Origin of the sequence: Enteractinococcus fodinae (genome assembly GCF_031458395.1) — a bacterium.
Lineage (GTDB): Bacteria > Actinomycetota > Actinomycetes > Actinomycetales > Micrococcaceae > Yaniella > Yaniella fodinae.
The window spans coordinates 2405466-2423465 of record NZ_JAVDYJ010000001.1 but is presented as its reverse complement, the minus strand read 5'-3'; the positions used below and the strand labels follow the sequence as shown (position 1 = coordinate 2423465).

Annotated in this window: 12 protein-coding genes and 2 pseudogenes; 11 read left to right on the top strand and 3 right to left on the bottom strand. The window is 51.9% G+C overall.

The annotated features are described in order from the left end of the window. Positions 1-57: 57 nt before the first annotated feature. The 6 genes and pseudogenes from istA to J2S62_RS11240 all read left to right on the top strand — a co-directional run. A pseudogene (gene istA, locus J2S62_RS11265) lies at positions 58-1209 on the top strand (IS21 family transposase); the annotation flags it as partial. 258 nt (positions 1210-1467) lie between these two features. After that, entirely contained in the window at positions 1468-2565 is a 1098-nt protein-coding gene (locus J2S62_RS11260; protein ID WP_310174756.1) for a glycosyltransferase family protein, read from the top strand. 1398 nt (positions 2566-3963) lie between these two features. Next, positions 3964-4887, top strand: coding sequence for a GNAT family N-acetyltransferase (locus J2S62_RS11255; protein WP_310174754.1), 924 nt, complete (start codon positions 3964-3966; stop codon positions 4885-4887). 161 nt (positions 4888-5048) lie between these two features. After that, positions 5049-6185, top strand: coding sequence for an MATE family efflux transporter (locus tag J2S62_RS11250; RefSeq protein WP_310174752.1), 1137 nt, complete (start codon positions 5049-5051; stop codon positions 6183-6185). A 271-nt stretch (positions 6186-6456) separates the two neighbouring features. Next, positions 6457-6990 carry a hypothetical protein gene (locus J2S62_RS11245; RefSeq protein ID WP_310174750.1) on the top strand — a complete coding sequence of 178 codons (534 nt, stop codon included), beginning with the start codon at positions 6457-6459 and terminating at the stop codon, positions 6988-6990. Further along, entirely contained in the window at positions 6920-7543 is a 624-nt protein-coding gene (locus J2S62_RS11240; protein ID WP_344987320.1) for an integrase catalytic domain-containing protein, read from the top strand. The genes J2S62_RS11245 and J2S62_RS11240 overlap by 71 nt, the downstream gene beginning before the upstream one ends. A 272-nt stretch (positions 7544-7815) precedes the next feature. Here the strand turns inward: J2S62_RS11240 and J2S62_RS11235 are convergent, their stop codons facing one another. Beyond that, a complete protein-coding gene (locus tag J2S62_RS11235; RefSeq protein WP_310174746.1) occupies positions 7816-8568 on the bottom strand; it encodes a hypothetical protein in 753 nt (250 codons plus the stop codon). Between the two features lie 1303 nt (positions 8569-9871). Here J2S62_RS11235 and J2S62_RS11230 point away from each other — a divergent pair. From J2S62_RS11230 to J2S62_RS11210, 5 genes and pseudogenes are all read left to right on the top strand, one after another. Further along, the gene (locus J2S62_RS11230; RefSeq protein ID WP_310174743.1) at positions 9872-11167 is read left to right on the top strand and encodes a nucleotide sugar dehydrogenase; all 1296 of its coding nucleotides are present in this window, start codon (positions 9872-9874) and stop codon (positions 11165-11167) included. A gap of 17 nt (positions 11168-11184) precedes the next feature. Beyond that, on the top strand, positions 11185-11778 hold the full coding sequence (locus J2S62_RS11225) for an acyltransferase (RefSeq protein WP_310174741.1): 594 nt from the start codon (positions 11185-11187) through the stop codon (positions 11776-11778). Further along, positions 11775-12872 carry a DegT/DnrJ/EryC1/StrS family aminotransferase gene (locus J2S62_RS11220; RefSeq protein ID WP_310174739.1) on the top strand — a complete coding sequence of 366 codons (1098 nt, stop codon included), beginning with the start codon at positions 11775-11777 and terminating at the stop codon, positions 12870-12872. The genes J2S62_RS11225 and J2S62_RS11220 overlap by 4 nt, the downstream gene beginning before the upstream one ends. Then, entirely contained in the window at positions 12872-13858 is a 987-nt protein-coding gene (locus J2S62_RS11215) for a Gfo/Idh/MocA family oxidoreductase (RefSeq protein ID WP_310174737.1), read from the top strand. The genes J2S62_RS11220 and J2S62_RS11215 overlap by 1 nt, the downstream gene beginning before the upstream one ends. Positions 13859-14052: 194 nt before the next feature. Further along, positions 14053-15351: pseudogene (locus J2S62_RS11210) on the top strand (nucleotide sugar dehydrogenase). A 331-nt stretch (positions 15352-15682) separates the two neighbouring features. Here the strand turns inward: J2S62_RS11210 and galE are convergent. Further along, positions 15683-16702 (bottom strand): UDP-glucose 4-epimerase GalE, encoded by a 1020-nt coding sequence (gene galE, locus J2S62_RS11205; protein ID WP_310174734.1) that lies wholly within the window; start codon positions 16700-16702, stop codon positions 15683-15685. 690 nt (positions 16703-17392) lie between these two features. Then, positions 17393-17545 (bottom strand): PQQ-dependent sugar dehydrogenase, encoded by a 153-nt coding sequence (locus J2S62_RS11200; RefSeq protein WP_310174732.1) that lies wholly within the window; start codon positions 17543-17545, stop codon positions 17393-17395. Between the last annotated feature and the right edge of the window lie 455 nt (positions 17546-18000).

The window sequence follows — 18000 nt, the reverse complement described above, 5'->3', positions numbered from 1 at the left end:
CCTGAGGTTCGATGACAGTGCCACCTGTTATCGGAAACCTTCAGAAAGAGGTCCTGTCTGAAGTCTGACGGAGAAATCATGGAAATTCTTGCAGCTTACGATCTCACCGGGTCGTTTCGTGCCGCTGCCGAGCTTGCCGGATGTTCGCATCACACCGTGGCTGCCCATGTGGCGGCCCGGGATGCCGGGCGTCCAATCGGCCAGCCAACACCCAGAAACAAACTCATCGATCCTTATCAACACCATATTGAGCAATGGGTTGAGGATTCCAAAGCGAAGATCCGTGCTGATCGGGTCCACCAGAAACTGGTGGGGTTGGGATTCACCGGCTCAGAGCGGACGACCCGGCGTGCTGTGGCCAAGATCAAGCGGGCCTGGAAGGTAGGTCATCAGCGAATCCATCGGCCCTGGATCACCGAGCCAGGGTTGTGGTTACAATACGACTTCGGCGACGGCCCGCTCATCAACGGAGTCAAAACGGTCCTGTTTGTGGCCTGGCTAGCCTTTTCCCGGTTTCGGGTGGTCATCCCGGTCCGTGATCAGTCCCAACCCAATGTATTTGCCGCCCTAGATCGGACCTTCCGCATCCTGGGTGGGGCACCAACCTATGTGCTCACCGATAACGCCAAAACCGTGACCGTGGAGCATATTGCCGGGGTCCCGGTGCGCAACGCGGCCATGGCAGCGTTTGGTAGATACTACGGGGTCAGCGTGCTGACGTGTGAACCCGCAGACCCTGCCACCAAAGGTGGTGTGGAGGCCAGCGTGAAGATCGCCAAGGCCGACCTGGTACCCACCGAAACCAACTTACGCGATGACTACGCATCATTTGCTGAGCTGGAAGCCGCCTGTGTGGCGTTTATGGACCAGGTCAATTCCAGGGAACACCGCGTCACGCGGCGTCGGCCGGCAGATGTGCTGGCCGGTCAAGAACGCCCGATGTTGCATCGAGTGCCCGAACGGGCCCAGACGGTGACCTTCGGGGTCTCACACCAAGTGCCCGTCAATACCCCGATGGTGACTTTTGAACACGGCCAATACTCGGTGCCGCATACCCTGATTGGTGACCAAGTCTTTGTCCGAGTCCGCGGTGCTGGAGCAACCGAACAGATTGTCATCGTTCATGTTGGTGACCACGGCCCGGTCGAAGTAGCCCGCCATGATCGTGCCCGACCCGGATCGCCACGCATTGTTGATGCGCATTTTCCGACCGATCCGGCGCATAGATCTTAGTGAAGATTAGCCCTTATCGACAAAAGCACTGCCACAACAGTGTTACCTGCCGAAAAAGTCCAAGGTTTTGATGGCGCAAGGCACTAGAGTGGTACCTGCTAAATATCTCAACAAGCAGCTCGGACTGGACGAGAGCGAGTGAGGACAAACTCGAAGTTGCAGCCTCATATGACCTTGCTGGCTTTTGATTTAATCTTTGTTGGACCCTGTTCTCACTGCTGATCGGAGAAGTAAATGAGAATACTGCACGTTACCACCCTGAGAGCGTTGGCACCCGGGCATCGTAAACAACTTCGTCATGAAGTACTTGCTGCCAAAGACGCGTGCCTTCAGTGGGACACGATTTCACTTCAAACCGACGCTGTTCAGAGTGACTTTGAAAGACAAGTTCCTCGGGTCTGGCGTTCCGCCCTTATGCTGCGACTGTACAGGTGGATGTATGTTGTTAGAAAAGCTCGCGATTATGACATTGTATTGCTGAGGACTTTATCATTGGATCTCTTCGGTCCTTTATTTGGACTCTTTGCCCCGAATCTAGTCACCGTCCATCATGCAAAGGAAATAGAAGAACTCGCAATTCTTGATAGTAGTACCTTTTCTAAGCGGGTTTCCACCTTTGTTGAGAGATGGTTCACACCATTGACTATGAAGTCTGCGCGTGGAATAGCGGCGGTCACCAGCGATATAAAAGAGTATGAGATCGCTCGTTTTCCGCATCTTAGAAATCGGGCTATCGTTTTTCCCAATGGATATCACTTCGCTGAAGCTATGCCGGCTGAGGATAAACGCCTGCGTACGATGGTAACTTTTACTTTCGTCTGCTCGACGTTCGCGGAGTGGCATGGATTGGATCGTTTGTTAGAAGCGATTGAGACCGATACCGGTGAGGGGCAAAAACTAGTTCGCATTCATTTAGTAGGAGCCCTCACTGACGAGCAACGAGCGGCTGTGCATGCATTGAGCCACAAAGGAACTGAAATTTATGTTCACGGAGTTCTTGACTCTGATGGAATCATTTCATTGCTAGACACAACAGACGTTGCAATAGGTTCGCTCGCCCTTGACCGAAAGAATCTTTTCGGTGCATCCACACTTAAAGTGCGTGAATATTTGGCTAGTGGAATTCCAGTTTATGCTACCCATCACGACACTGCGCTCCCACAGAGTTTCCCGTTCTATTATTCAGATTCCGCTGTATCTCTGAGTCGGATGGTGAACTTCGCTGAATTGATGACTAATTATTCTCGAGAGGAGATCCGAGAGGCGAGCAGATCTTACCTAGACAAAAAGTTCATTCTGGAGAAAGCAGTGCAAGAGCTCGCTGAGATGTGAGATAACAATTCAATTTGGTGAGTCAGAATACTCACTCTGACACATCGCATCAACGTGTATTAAAGAAATCAACGCCCGTTGTTTCCCGGGATGGGTGGTGCCAGCGGAATGGCGTTATGCCGGTCATTCTCAATCTTCCGAGGTCACAGCGTAAACCGTCGGTCTAATAAAAGAACCACGTGAATGCTAGCCGTTGTCACGCTGGTTTGTTTCACACGTTTGTAATTGCGGATATGTTTGCTAGGTTGCATAGACGATTATTTCATATTTCAGCGATCGCTATTGCGCGCCTAGTAACTGCCACTCAGTGGGCGTAGATAAGGTTTGAGCACTGTCAGCGGCGTTGAGTTCTGTCTGGGCAGGCCTGGATCCTCTATTAGCTCGGGACCCAAGAAGAGGCTCGCAGGAGTGATGTGTACACATATATTGGCGATGTCGTAGGTGAGAGCCACAGGGCATCGCCAGACGTTCTTTCAAAAGAAGCGCCCGGGCATGAAAGACCCCGAATGTCACTTGCCTCGTCGCCTATAAGGTAAAGTGGGTTTCGTGTGTTGGGTGACAGTTGAGTTTTAATTAGTAGGGAACTTTTATCTAATCATATTAGGGGTGTTGCGGACGCTAGCTGTGAGTCGCAATACCAGGTGCCTGCTCATTGCCAATATTAGTGGGTAATGACATGAATATAGCTTGCAGCCATAGATACTCGCTGTTAATGTGTTCTGGTGTCAACCTCGAGCGGTCTTGTTGGATTTGGGACCGTAGATACTCATCGGAGATGATATGCGCTATATAGAGCGTAAAAACTCAGTCGTCTATAAATTTACTGGCCCCACTCCGCCACCTATAGACTTACCAGCTGGGTATGGTTGGTCTAGGATAAGTCATGAGTGCCTGGATAAATTCTTTGCTCCGAAAATGCAAGACTGGCGACTCAAAACTTATAGGAAGCTACTAGATAAAGGTCATATAGGTTTTCTAATTCATGACCAAGTCGAATGGGCTGCCGTTCAGTGGTTGTCGACACCAGAGTCTCCCGGACCAGATCACTTGCCTACTAGAATCTCACAAGGTAAGTTCTGGTGCTTCAACGAACACACCCGTGAAGAGCACCGTCGACTAGGCCTTTGGCGCGCGCTGAAAAGTATTGGGGTTAGATACATACGCAGTACTAGTGATTGCCAAGGGATGACGATCTATAGTGATACGGGCGTGGAAAACTTGGCTTCTCGAAAAGCCCACCAGAATTTTGGCTTTGAACCGGCAGGAACAATTGACCGGCTGACTATCGTCATTCCCAAAGTTACCGCCCTGAACTGGGGGGCTTGGGCACAGGAGCAAGTGCACCCTCCTCGTTGACTCATCTCCGTTGGCCTTACAAGTAGAAGGACTTAATTTAGAATGCCTGAATCCCTCCCGCAGACTCACTCCATCTTTGAACAACCCTGGTGGCTCGAGGCGACAGCACCGAATCAATGGGATGCAGTGGAAGTCGAAGAAAGCGGGCGTGTGGTAGCTCGCCTCCCGTTTGTGTACAGGAAAAAGCGTGGTCTCAGAATTATAGGGCAAGCCCCGCTCACACCAACCCTCGGGCCATGGATTGAACATACTTCAGTCGAAGAGAATGAGCGAATAGCTCGTGAAAAGGATCTCTTCATTAAATTAATAAAAAAATTACCTAAGCACGATTCGTTCTCACAAAACTTTCACCCTAACATCACGAACTGGCTGCCCTTCTACTGGAACGGATACTCCCAGACGACTCGATATACATACACGTTAAACACCCTTAATAGAGTTGACGATTTATATCATAGAATTAGAAAGAGTACGCGGAAGGAAATTAGGCGAGCGGAGAACCGGCTTACGGTCGTGCCCGATGTATCCGTGCACAAAGTCCTTGAGATGGCAAAGCTTACGTTTGGGCGCCAAAATATGCGCCTGCCGTATCCGCCCGAATTGTTGGAGCGCATTGATGAGGCTGTAACCAGTCACGGGTTAAAAGTTTCTTTGGCAAGCGTTGATCAAGAGGGGCAGACCCATTCTGCGGTTTATGTAGTAGGTGACGAGCGTCGAATGTATCTCTTAGTGTCTGGGAACGATCCCGAATTGCGCAGAAGTCAAAGTGGCACGTTGCTTAGGTGGGAAGCGATTCAGGCTGCAGCGGAGCTGACTAAAGTATTCGACTTCGAAGGCTCCATGCTTGAAGGCGTGGAAGATTTTAACCGTAAATTTGGAGCAAATCAGACTCCATACTTACGCGTTTTCAAGCACAATCGCTTAGTCTCTGGTATGCTAGCCATCCGACGAATGCTGACGCCGTGAGGATTATCTCTCATCTAAAATCTCTGATTACAAGTCCACGGGTTTCAGGGTTTCTTTCTCTGAGTAGCGCCACTCTATTTGCGCAGCTACTAACTCTCGCAGCATTGCCCTTCTTGTCCAGGTTTTATTCACCCTCTGACTTCGGGGCATTGACTGTCGTCATGTCGATCTCAAGCATCGTTGCACCCGCAGTAGCTTTGAAGTTTGATACTGCTGCGCTTGTGGGTAGCACGAACCGTGAAACCAGAGGCATAGTAACGATCGCACTATTTTCGACGCTTGTGATTTCAAGCGCTTGGGCTGTAATCTCGGGTCTTCTTTCCGATGTATTTATTGATGGCGAGCCACCAGCTTATATGGAGTTGTGGGTTTTTGGCATTACATTGCTTACTGGGCTCTTCGCCGTCTTCTCGCAACTAGCTTTGCGGGAACGTCGTTATATTAAAGTTGCTTCCAGGACGGTGCTCCAAGCAGTGGGCACCTCTTCGAGTCAAATTTCGTTCGGCGTGCTATCGCTGGGACAGGTAGGGCTCCTCGCAGGGTATTTAATAGGAAGATTCGTAGGGCTTCTAGCGCTTGTACCCGTTGTGAAAAAGTATCTGGGAAAACATACACTTCGCGAGATGTCTTTATCTTTCCGGTATTACTGGAGATTCCCCCTTGTTTTCGCCCCGTCCGCTCTGATCAACGCTGCGGGCAGTCAGCTACCCCTTTTAACGCTCACAGCCCTCTATGGCTTAGACTTCGCAGGTCAGTTAGGAATGGCGGAGCGCATCATTTCTATTCCTATTGGGCTTGTTGGCGCTTCAATCGGACAAATGTTTATGGCTGAGATAGCTAGGATGAGGCGTGAACAGAGCTTCGCTTATTTACGATTTTTTTTGAGACTTAGCTCTTTCCTCTTATGTGTTGGTATCCTCGGCTTCGGCGCTTTAGCGATAGGTGCTCCGTGGCTCGTGCCAATAGCTCTTGGCCACGATTGGAACGCCGCGGTCCCTCTAATTCAAATCTTGGCCGTGACGAGCACTATTCGTCTGATTGCTATTCCCGTAGCTCGTGCAATAAGTGTATTTCAACGGGCGAAGGCGAACGTAGTAATCGACATTATTCGAATCACGCTCATGGCCGTGGCTATTTATGTTGTGCATGAATTTCCGCTAAGCGAAACGGGTGCTGTCTGGCTTTTATATGGAACTCTCGCAGTAGTTTATGTCATTACCTGGCTGTATGTGTTGATTCTTTTACGCGCCGCAAGTAAAGATACCGTGAGGAAATCTTCCACATCTTTGCCCACATGACGCAAGCGGTCGCGTTGACTCATTGAAAACCTCCGCGTAGGTGTGGTCGTTGCCTAAATAGATTTCCTCCGGCTGGGAGCATTCGTTGCCTCACAGTAATACCTCCGCTTTGCGGCGTGGTGTCCGGCTTTGAGGGGTGACTGCAGTTATGCCCGATATATGGAGCTAACAATGAGTCAACGTCAAGCCGTCACGAAGAAAAAAGCCCTCGCCTACAAACGCGCCTGCCAACCGAGCCAACAAGTCCTGAATCCTCGACGAGATCGTCGAGTTGACCGGCTGGCACCGCGACCACGCCAGAGCCGCCCTGCGCCAGGTGTTGGTCCTCAAGGTCGTCAAGCCACGACCCGGACGCACCCCCATGTATGGCCCAGACCTGTTGGACCCGTTGATTACCTGTTGGGCGACGCTACGTGCCCCGGCAGGCAAGCTGCTGGCCGCGATGATGCCCGTGTTGGTGCCGATGCTGCGCCGTGACAAAGAGATCGTGGTCTCCGATGCCCAAGCCGAGCTGCTGATGATGATGAGTGCAGCCACCATCGATCGGAAACTGGCCGATGAACGCGCCAAGATGACGATCCGGGGCCGGTCACATACCAAGCCGGGGTCCTTGTTGAAATCCCAGATCCCCATCCGCACCTGGGCCGAATGGGATGATGCCGTCCCAGGATTTGTGGAAATCGATTTGGTGTCTCACGATGGGGCCAATGCCTCTGGGGAGTTTCACCTTGACGGTGACCGATATCGCCACCGGATGGACCGTGAACCGGTCGGTGAAGAACAAAGCCGCCAAATGGGTCTTTGAAGCCTTAGAACATGTCATCAGCGTGTTTCCGTTTCCCATCATTGGCATTGACTCAGACAACGGAAGTGAGTTCATCAACGCGCATCAGCTGGCCTACTGTGAAGAGCACGAAATCACGTTCACCCGGTCGCGGCCAGGCAACAAAAATGACGGTGCCCATGTAGAGCAAAAGAACTGGGCCCGAGTCCGAGAACTGGTCGGTTACCTGCGATATGACACGCCCGCGGAACTCGAGCTCCTCAACGAGATTTGGGAGCAGGACCGGATCTTCACCAACTATCTGTTGCCCCAACAAAAGCTCCTCTCGAAGCAACGACACGGGGCCAAAGTCACCAAGAAACACGACAAACCCACCACCCCGCACCAACGGGCTATCGTCCATCCGGCGGTGCGCAAACGCCCGATCATCACCATGAATGCCGCCTTCAAGCGCATCAAACCCGCCGCCTTGCAGCGCAAGATTATGACGATGACCGGCGAACTGGAAACCCTGTCTTTGGCGAAGAAAACCGGACGAGCCAAACCGGCCATCGCCACTGCCAAACACGGCTAAATCCAACCCCGTAGCCGGAGGTCGACTTCTGAGGCGACGTCACCGCCAAACACCTCTCAGAGCGGCCACAAGCCGGAGGTCTTATTCTGCGTCAACGACTCAGCTCTAGCGGAGGTTTCTTCTTGAGGCAACGAAACCGGCTTCCCGGAGGAAATCATTTGAGGCAACGATGGACCCGTGCCGGAGGTATTGCAATGAGGCAACAGGGCGGTGCGCGAAGAAGCATCTCTCCCCACATGCTCAGGCAGCAGAATTTCTTGCTTAGAAGCCAGTCAGGCAAGCTGTTCAAAAGCGCGTATTAGCGCAGAAGGAGCCTTGGGATTTACCCCGTCTAAATCAAAGGGCTTGCAGAATTGGCCAGCCTCGTATCCACCCTCTGACATGATTTCCTGCGTCGGTAAATATCCAATCACATGATCAGCGCAGCCTACACACACTACATGGCGATCATGCAGTATCTGCCGGAGGATGGGCGCGTACTCAGCAACTACCTCCGCGCTTACAGTCACGAATGAGACCTTAGTGTCCAGATCAATTCGTGAAACATAAACATGATCCAGGGGCTTATTCGCATCCATGAAATCAGAGCCGGGAATGGAGATCCTTCGAACTGAGGTCTTAGGTGAGTCAAGAATTTTTGCATTTCTTATCGCGCCAAGAAGCACTTCAGTAAGGCTTGTCATCCATTTCTGGTACGTGTGCGGCTTCATTCGTTCGAACACGGGGCCCGCAAGCCGTCGTCGTACCTTACTCTTAAGGGTTTGCGCTTGTCCACTCGCTTTAGGTCTAGTATTGCCTGAAAAGCCTTGAAAAAATAATACCGGAAGTGATGAGTTGTTATAGTACTGTCTAACACCATCGCGCACCGCCGTGGGAAAATGTCCACTAACCGCATTTTGCGTGGGCCCCGCGACAGGATGGCATGCATAGTTCCACAGGACAGCAAGTGGTTGATCTTCACCCGATGAATGAACTACTAGAGCTGTGAGAAGTTCATCTCGAAAACCCTGTGGATTAGGGGCCATAACAACTTTATTCAAACGTGGGCGACTAGATAGTACCAGTCGTTTCCGCAGCCTACGGTTTATACTATGGTCGGCGATGCTAGTCCCGAGGCGCAATGTTATTGGTACCCGATCCGAAGTTAGGACGGAGCGTACTAAAGACGAGACTGTATCTGCAATCCAGTCGAGATACTCCACGTCGGGTCGGCCTAGACCAGTCTTCGTGTCATCCGTCATCGGCGCGCGATGTGTGTGACTCGCAGCTACTAAAATACGTTCGGGCGGAACCGGATAAGCCGCTTCCTCTATCGCGTCTCGCAGACGACGTCCTGGGTACAGCAGGTCTAACGTGACGAGTATAAGCGGAAAATCTTCATCTTCTGACCACAACGCCAGCACGTTAGCTTCAATGTCGGACTCGATCCCTTCCCAGGGGCCTTCATTGCAGTCTGATGCTCCTAATATGACCGACTTTTGCGGTGAGATCAGTGTGCTACCTGCTGTAGCTAAACGAGTGCTCATTCCGTGACTAGCTCCTTACCTAAAACGAGCCTTGATAAGTTGAAGGTGTCTAAGGCTTTCGATAATAGAAAACGCCTAAGTAATTTGTTTTTTAGAGGCGTCGCGCTTTAGTCTACATTTTTAGCTCGGTTTCTGGTGGTACCCACATTCTGTGCTGGCTGGGGGACACGGCGAGTGACGAAGATTAGATCAACATCCACTATTGAGTGCTAGTCGATATATTCTAATGAGAACTGCAACCACCGGCATGCTGGGCGAGTCGGGTGAGACCGGTAACCACGTCTGATACAAACCTTCGACGCTTTAGGGCAAGTCTAGAAGTACTATGTAATAGGTTCTTGCATAGGAAATGGCCTGCTTTCGCTAGCCGAGCGTCTGGCGGATTTAGGTCTCAGAATCATGGGTTAGATCGTATGAGTAGAAAATTTGCTCAGCCGACCGACGCGGGGAACAGTCCCCATTAAGTGCCAGAAAACTAGGCTGCGCTGACGTGGTTCAGCGGGTCATGCCTCCATATAATGCGCTTTCTAGCCTCAAGTAACGGCGCTAATGCACTTGCGAGAGATCTACAGCTGTCAAGAGCCGCGCGTAGTGCTGATCAAAACCTCTGGTATGTCACGTCCTCCTACTACGAGACGTCTACACGTTTCTAAGAGTAGCTCGGTTACAGGGGTGATGTTCGCTGATGAGCTTCGTCCTTATGGGCTTTGATTCAGGCTTCTTACATTTCTCCAGCAAACACAGCCTTATAAATGCGACTTAGTGTCCTGGTTGCGATGAAACGTGTATTACAGTTGCAGATATGAATATCGCCGTTGTCGCTCTGGGAAAAATCGGGCTGCCCCTAGCCGTCCAATTCGCTGAATGTGGTCATAACGTTGTAGGGGTCGACGTAAATGCACAAACGGTTGAATTGATTAATCGAGGAGTTGAGCCGTTTCCGGGAGAAGCATTCTTGCAAGAGAAGCTTGAGAAAGTGATTGCGTCGGGCCACCTGCGGGCAACCACCTCTTATGAAGACGCACTGACCCATGCCGAGGCGGTTGTGGTGGTGGTGCCGTTGTTTGTAGATGAAAAGACTGCTCAGCCGGATTTTGCGTGGATGGATATGGCTACGGCCTCGTTGGCGAAACACCTGAGGTCCGGCACTCTCGTTTCGTACGAAACAACGTTACCTGTGGGCACTACACGAACGCGTTGGAAGCCAATGATCGAGAAGCTTAGCGGGCTGAAAGAGGGCACTGATTTTCATTTGGTGTTCTCGCCTGAGCGGGTATATTCTGGGCGGATCTTTGAAGACCTGCGAAAGTATCCGAAGCTTATTGGAGCCCTATCGGATCAAGGTGCTCAACTGGCTCGTGAATTCTATGAGACTACTTTACAGTTCGATGATCGTCCTGATCTTGATCGTTCAAATGGGGTATGGGATCTGGGTAGTGCTGAGGCGGCAGAGATGGCTAAACTCGCCGAGACAACATATCGTGATGTGAATATTGGACTGGCCAATCAGTTTGGTGTTTATGCCGCAGCCAATGGGATTGACGTGTATCAAGTAATTGAGGCGTGTAATTCCCAACCCTTTAGTCATATTCATCGTCCGGGGATCGCTGTGGGTGGGCACTGTATCCCAGTGTACCCGCGGTTGTATCTTTCCACGGATCCTGATGCTGATATCGTACGCACCGCGCGAGCATATAACGCGTCAATGCCAGAAAGACTCGTACAGCAAGCAGTCGAATTGTTGGGCTCTCTAGAAGGCATGAAAACCGTAATCTTAGGTGCGGCCTATCGCGGTGGAGTCAAAGAGACTGCCTTTTCGGGTGTGTTCCCCACAACGCAAGCGCTGCAAGCTCGAGGAGCAGAGGTTGTCGTACATGATCCGCTGTACACCGATGAAGAACTGGAACGGCTAGGGTTCGAACCCTACACGTTGGATAGTGATATAGATGTCGCGATTCTGCAAACGGATCATGCTCAATATCGGGACTTGTTGCCATCTCAACTGCCTGGTGTGAAATTGTTGGTCGACGGACGAGCTATCACCAATAGCGAGAAGTGGACCGGCATTCCTCGCATTGTGGTTGGTGGCGCTGCGTAGTGATCAGTCGAAAAAGCGTGAATATTGTTGAATCTGCGGAGGTCTCCCATGAGGCTGTTATTGGGTCCGGCAGTTCGATATGGCATTTGGCGCAAGTTCGAGAACACGCGTACCTTGGAGATAATTGCATAGTGGGTCGAGGGGCCTATATTGGTCCGGGCGTGATAATCGGTGAAAATTCGAAGGTACAGAACTACGCGCTTGTCTATGAGCCAGCCAAACTTGCGGAGGGCGTATTTATTGGGCCGGCCGTCGTGCTGACGAACGATACATATCCACGGGCGATCAATCCAGATGGCACACAAAAACAGGGCGATGATTGGGAGCCGGTGGGGGTGACCATTGAACGAGGCGCATCTATTGGCGCTGGTGCCACCTGTGTAGCCCCAGTCGCCATCGGTTCATGGGCCACCGTTGCCGCTGGTGCTGTGGTTATTAAAGACGTGCCCGCCTATGCTGTCGTTGCAGGAACCCCCGCGCGACAGGTCGGTTGGGTCGGCGAAGCTGGTGTACCTTTGATACGCGAGATTCCCCCGGACCGCTGGGCGTGTCCCGTCACAGGTGCGAAATACTTAGAATTACATGGCGTATTGACAAGGGAGAAAGCTTGAGCGGATTCATTCCACCGGCGAAGCCAATTATCGGAGACGACGAGCGAGCCGCAGTGGATGCGGTATTGCGAAGTGGCATGGTGGCTCAAGGTCAAGAGGTCGCTGCATTTGAGCAAGAGTTTTCCTCTCACTTTGTGCCAGAACGTACCTCAATAGCGGTCAACTCAGGCACCTCTGGGTTGCATCTGGGCTTACTCGCAGCAGGAGTAGGGCCGGGCGATGAAGTCATCGTGCCGTCATTTACCTTTGCTGCGACAGGGAATTCTGTAGCACTGACTGGCGCAACGCCAGTATTTGTCGACATCGAGCCAGAGACCTTTGGCCTGGACCCGGCAGCGGTTGCTGCAGCAATCACCCCCCAGACCAAGGGTATTATGCCGGTTCACTTATACGGGCACCCTGCTCGCATGAGAGAACTTACGAATATCGCGACAGAACACGGCGTGGACGTATACGAAGATGCTGCCCAAGCGCACGGTGCATCGTTGCACGGACAATCCGTGGGATCCTTTGGACAGTTTGCAATGTTTAGCCTGTATCCCACTAAGAACATGACTAGTGGTGAGGGTGGCATGGTGACCGTTGCGACTGATGCGCTTGCCCGCACACTGAAGTTGTTGCGGAACCAAGGCATGGAGCGACAATACGACAATGAGATCATCGGATTTAACGCTCGGATGACTGATATTCATGCGGCAGTCGGGCGTGTCCAGCTCACCAAGGTGGGCAGCTGGACGGCGATGCGGCAAGACAATGCCGCCTTTTTTGATGCGAATCTTGAACACGTTGTCACTCCCACGGTTGTTGAGGGCGCAGTGCATGTGTATCACCAGTACACGATTCGGGTAGCTGATGATCGTGACGGCTTCGTGGCCGCACTGAAAAATGAATACAACGTGGGAGCCGGAGTGTATTACCCCATTCCGAATCATCGACTCCCATCTCTTGCTCAATATGCACCACAACTTGAGCTGCCGGAAACGGAAAAAGCCGCACGGGAAGTTGTCTCGCTACCAGTGCACCCTTCGCTGTCAACCCAAGACTTAGAACGCGTCGTCAGTGCGGTCAATAGTGTGGCAAAGGCAGGTGCATAGTGACGGTGTTACGCGCAGGTCTGCTGGGCCTTGGCATGATGGGACGACACCACGCTCGAGTACTTCGCGAGATCGACGGCATCGAGCTGGTAGCGATTGCTGACGTTGGTGGCGACAAATTTGGCGTAGCCCAAGGGTTACCGGTCTTCCCCGACGTTGATGCGCTCATCGACGCGGGCATTGATATCGCCGTAGTCGCGGTCCCCACCCAGTTTCATGAAGAACCGGCACTTCGGCTTGCAGCCGCTGGGGTGCACACGCTAATTGAAAAGCCTATTGCTCACTCAGTCGAAGCAGGGCAACGAATCGTTGATGCTTTTACGTGTGCCGGGCTTGTGGGCGCAGTTGGTCATATCGAGCGGTTTAACCCCGCGTTGCAACAATTGCGGCGTCGCTTAGAAGCAGGCGAACTCGGCGCCGTCTATCAAATCCAGACTCGACGGCAGGGACCTTTTCCATCTCGCGTGGCAGATGTCGGCGTCGGAAAGGATCTTGCTTCACACGATATAGATCTCACGGCATGGGTAGCCCAATCGGACTATGAATCTTTGTTTGCAAATATCGCTTATAAATCGGGCCGCAACCACGAGGACCTCATCGCGATTACCGGACGTTTAGAATCTGGTGTTGTGGTCAACCACCTGGTGAACTGGCTCAGCCCATTGAAAGAGCGCATCACCATCGTTACAGGTGAGCGTGGCACGTTCGTAGCAGACACGGGGACAAGTGATCTGACATTCCATGCCAATGGGACCATACCGGCTGAGTGGGAACGTATCGCCGCGTTCCGAGGGGTTAGCGAAGGCGACGTCACTCGTTTTGCGTTCTCAAAACCCGAACCTTTACGGACTCAGCACGAAGCATTCCGCGACGCAATCCTAGGGAAATCTAGCGACACGGTCACCTTAGGGCAGGGACTGCGGACCCTTCAAATCGTTGAGTCGGCATTAGACGGTGCTCGAACCAATTCTGTCGTGCGATTATGAGGGTCAAAAACGGTATCAAGTGCGTTCGAATCGCAAAGTATTCCCAAATGCTATGACCTAACTCTGTAAACAATACATAAACGTAGTCAATCTCCATAACGGACTTCGGCTGCCGGAGCTGTACTGCAGCAAGTATTGCTGGGTGCTCGACTCGCGGCTGCCATCGAGCGGCGCGGACCAGGTACATTTAAAGTATGCATATTGCGGTTGTTTCCTTGAACAAGATCGGCCTTCCATTAGCCGTGCAGTTTGCAGACAGCGGGTATGATGTCATCGGCTTAGAAGGAAATGAGCAAACGGTTGATCTCGTGAATCGGGGCCTCGAACCTTACCCAGGCGAGGATCAGCTGCAGCAAAAACTTGCACATGTCACCGAGGCAGGACGACTGCGCGCCACCAACTCATTCGCAGAGGCGATTCCTGCGGCAGAAGTTATCGTTGTTGCTACTCCTTTGTTGGTTGATGACATGAGTCACGAGCCAGAGTTTGATTAGTTAGATACTCTGACGCTGTCATTGGCCGGGTATCTGAGCGAAGGTACTCTCATCTCCTATGAGACGACTTTACCTGTTGGTACTACTCGGGACCATTTAAAGCCACTGATCGAATCAGCCTCTGGCTTAGAAGAAGGTCTAGATTTTCATCTGGTTCACTCGGCGGAGCGTTTGTTCTTGGGACGGATTTTTGAAGACCTACGTCGCTACCCAAAACTATTGGGCGCTTTGTCGAATGAAGGCGCTCGTAGGGCGCGTGAGTTTTATGAATCGGCGCTACGGTTTGATGAGCGTCCCGACTTAAAGTTTCCCAACGGTGTCTGGGACCTGGGTAGTCCGGAGACATCCGAAATGGCTAAGCTTGCTGAGACCACTTATCGGGATGTCAACATCGGATTAGCAAATCAGTTCGCTATTTATGCCGCTGCTAACGGAATAGACGTTTACCGAGTAATCGAAGCATGCAACTCACAACCGTACAGTCATATTCATAAGCCTGGTATTTCGGTCGGTGGTCTTTGTATCCCAAACCACCCTAGGCTTTACTTATCTTCCGACCCAAACGCAGATATAGTACGTACGGCTCGAGCGTTGAATGCTTCGATGCCCCAGCGTATTGTGAACCAAACTACTGAATTATTGGGCTCTTTGGCGGATATGAGAACCGTGGTATTAGGGGCTTCTTATCGAGGGGGTACAAAAGAGACGACTTTCTCCGGTATATTTCCACTAGTAAGAGCTTTAGAAGATGAAGGTACTGAAGTCTTCGTACACGACCCACTCTATGACTCGAGAGAAATAAGGCGCTTGGGGTTAGTCCCTTATGAAGAAGGTTCTCCCGTCGATGTGGCGATCGTGCATACCGATCATAACGAATATAGCCACATATCTCCGCAACAGGTGCCCGGAGTAAGATTGCTTGTGGACGGACGGGCGATTACTGATGCCGCTCTTTGGGCGGGTATTCCCCGTCTTATCGTGGGCATGCCCTTAGAGTAGAGGCTGCCAATCTCACACGACTCCTGTGATAATGAAACTTCTTTTTTCTACGAGAAGAGCTGAGCGTTTGTCCGGCAACTTACTTGCAGAGCGCAGCGCATGTCCCCTTGCCGCCACCGACTTGAGGCTTAGTGCCTGAAAAGGGTGCGCGCAATACCACTATCTTATTCTGTAAATAAACACACCCGGTGGAAGCTCGGCGTTCTAATTCACGATGTATGTAACTTGGGCGGAGGGTCGAGAACACGTAATTAGTACGTGACTAACATGCCTTCCGGCTTGTCTTCCAATATAAGGAAGTGCCATAATTTTGTACCATGTTTGCGTGCCCTCACTTAGCGACATCGTAGCCGTGGGGGTTAAGCGACTGCCACGTCCAGGCATCGCGGCAGGCGTCTTCGAAGGTCCGTCGTGTTTGCCAACCAATCTCGGTTTTGGCAAGAAGAGGATCGGCAACGACCGAGGCGAGATCGCCGCTTCTTCTGGGATAGATTTCATAGGGGATTGCTCGCTCTGAAGCTTTCTCAAAAGCCCCGATGGCTTGCAGGACGCTGGTGCCTTCTCCAGACCCTAGATTGTAAGTCTTGACTCCGGATTTGAGATGCAATAATGCTGCGAGATGGCCTTCTGCTAGATCCATGACGTGGATGTAGTCGCGTACCCCGGTGCCATCAGGCGTGTCATAATCATTTCCGAAAACAGTCAGGAATTCACGCCTCCTGGCCGCCACTTGGGCTATGAACGGCATTAAATTATTGGGTTTTCCGGAAGGAGCTTCGCCTATTTGGCCTGAGTGATGTGCTCCCACGGGGTTGAAATAGCGAAGGAGCGTTACCGAAAGTTGAGGCCACGATCTAGCTACATCGGAAATTATTTGCTCATTCATTGCTTTTGACCAGCCGTACGGATTGGCGATACCGACTCCAACTGGGTGGGACTCACTAATGAGCGAAGTTTGTGGTTCTCCGTAAACTGTCGCAGATGAACTAAAAACAAGTCTATTGATACCTCTTTCTTGCATAGTATTCAGCAACGTGAGAGTTGACCCAAGGTTGACACGGTAATAGCGGGCAGGCTGGTCGACTGATTCTCCTACGGCTTTGAGTCCAGCTAGATGGATTACAGCTTCGACATTAATGCCATCAAAACACTTTCGGACTGTCTCCGGTTCGGTAAGGTCCCCGTGGAAGAACTCAATGGATTTTCCCGAAAGTCTTTCTACTCGTCTCAGCGCCTCAAGGTTGCCATTAGAGAGATCATCGATGATCACTACCTCGTGGCCTTGCTCCAGGAGTACAAGCGCTGTATGACTACCTATGTACCCGGCTCCACCGGTAAGAAGTATTCGCACATGTTCAGTGTACTGGTGCTTGGAGCTTGAGTGGGTGATGATACTTTTTGCGATCCCGGGCCGTCCTGAATAAAGATCCAAATAGCTACGCGCTAGATTGGACCTAGATTGTTCTAGACCTGCCTGTGTCGGAGCTTCTCACTCAGGTGCAGGGGTTCCCGTTTCTCATCACGCTCATGGACTGTGGCAGCAGCGACATTGAGTCCGCCGGCAGCTTCCGTCACTTGTGGGCACCTCGGCTGCCCTGCAAGCACAAAAAGCGCTGTTCCGACTATCGATGGAATCATACTGAAAAACCAGGGTGAGACTCGCAGGCGGTTCTGTATAGACACAACAATGCGGTGAAGGTACTCGATTCATTTCTTGATGTAACTGAAATGTATATCTCAAGTGGTGCTCGTACGCGAAGGAGTAAGTCTTCTTGTTCACTGGGCTCCCAACACCGTCGGCTAATTGTCAGGATCCACAGCAGATCGTCCGGGGCGGTAGAGACTTCGCGAAGGCGTCCGAACGCCTGTTTTAGGTAGTCCGTCGAGGTGTCGACGTTGCCTCAGGGACTTTCTCAGGGGCGTTGACCTCGTAGTGCTGCCTTGTAAATCCTATTATTGTCACTTTCTATGGCGCTGGGACTGGTCTCAGCTGGTGCCCATTGTTGCAGCGGGTCAATGTAGTTTGGATCGATCCGGCTCCTTAGACTGATTGCCAGCCGTAGTTGCCACCAGGTTCGATGATATTGAGCGCATCCCAGGTCGCCTCGCCGAACTCGCTGGAGTGCATGGGGCCATCTTTCGCCCGGGCCAGACTCTCGGGCTGACCGTAATTATAGAAGGGGAGTCTCCGCACGGAGTATCACCAGGGAGGTCGCCCGCGGGAGTGATCCGCAGAATCTTCCCTGCCCGTGAAGCGAGATCTTGGGATCGGCTAGGGTCCTGTGCGTTCCCGGTCGTGGAATAGGCGTAAAGCTGACCTTCATGGACAGCGGCCTACCCTCACCAGGTGAAGTCGAAGCTTGTTCGATCACCCCCACTTCACGTGTCTGCTCGTTAGTGCCTGTTCTAAGATCCGATAAGTGGCGCGCTCGCTGAACAAAAGTGTCTCACCTACGACGGCAATAGAGCATAGTCCTTCGAGATGTGGGCCAAGATTACGGCTTTGCCCACATCGGTTTCCACCGTATCGAGTGCTTTGAACTCGGCGGCTGTGGTTTTTGCCAAGTTGGTCGCCGATGAGGGGCGTCGGTGTCAGGCTCCGGCTCGTTTGCGCACCCCGCAAGGAACAAAAACTCATGCCGTTAGAAG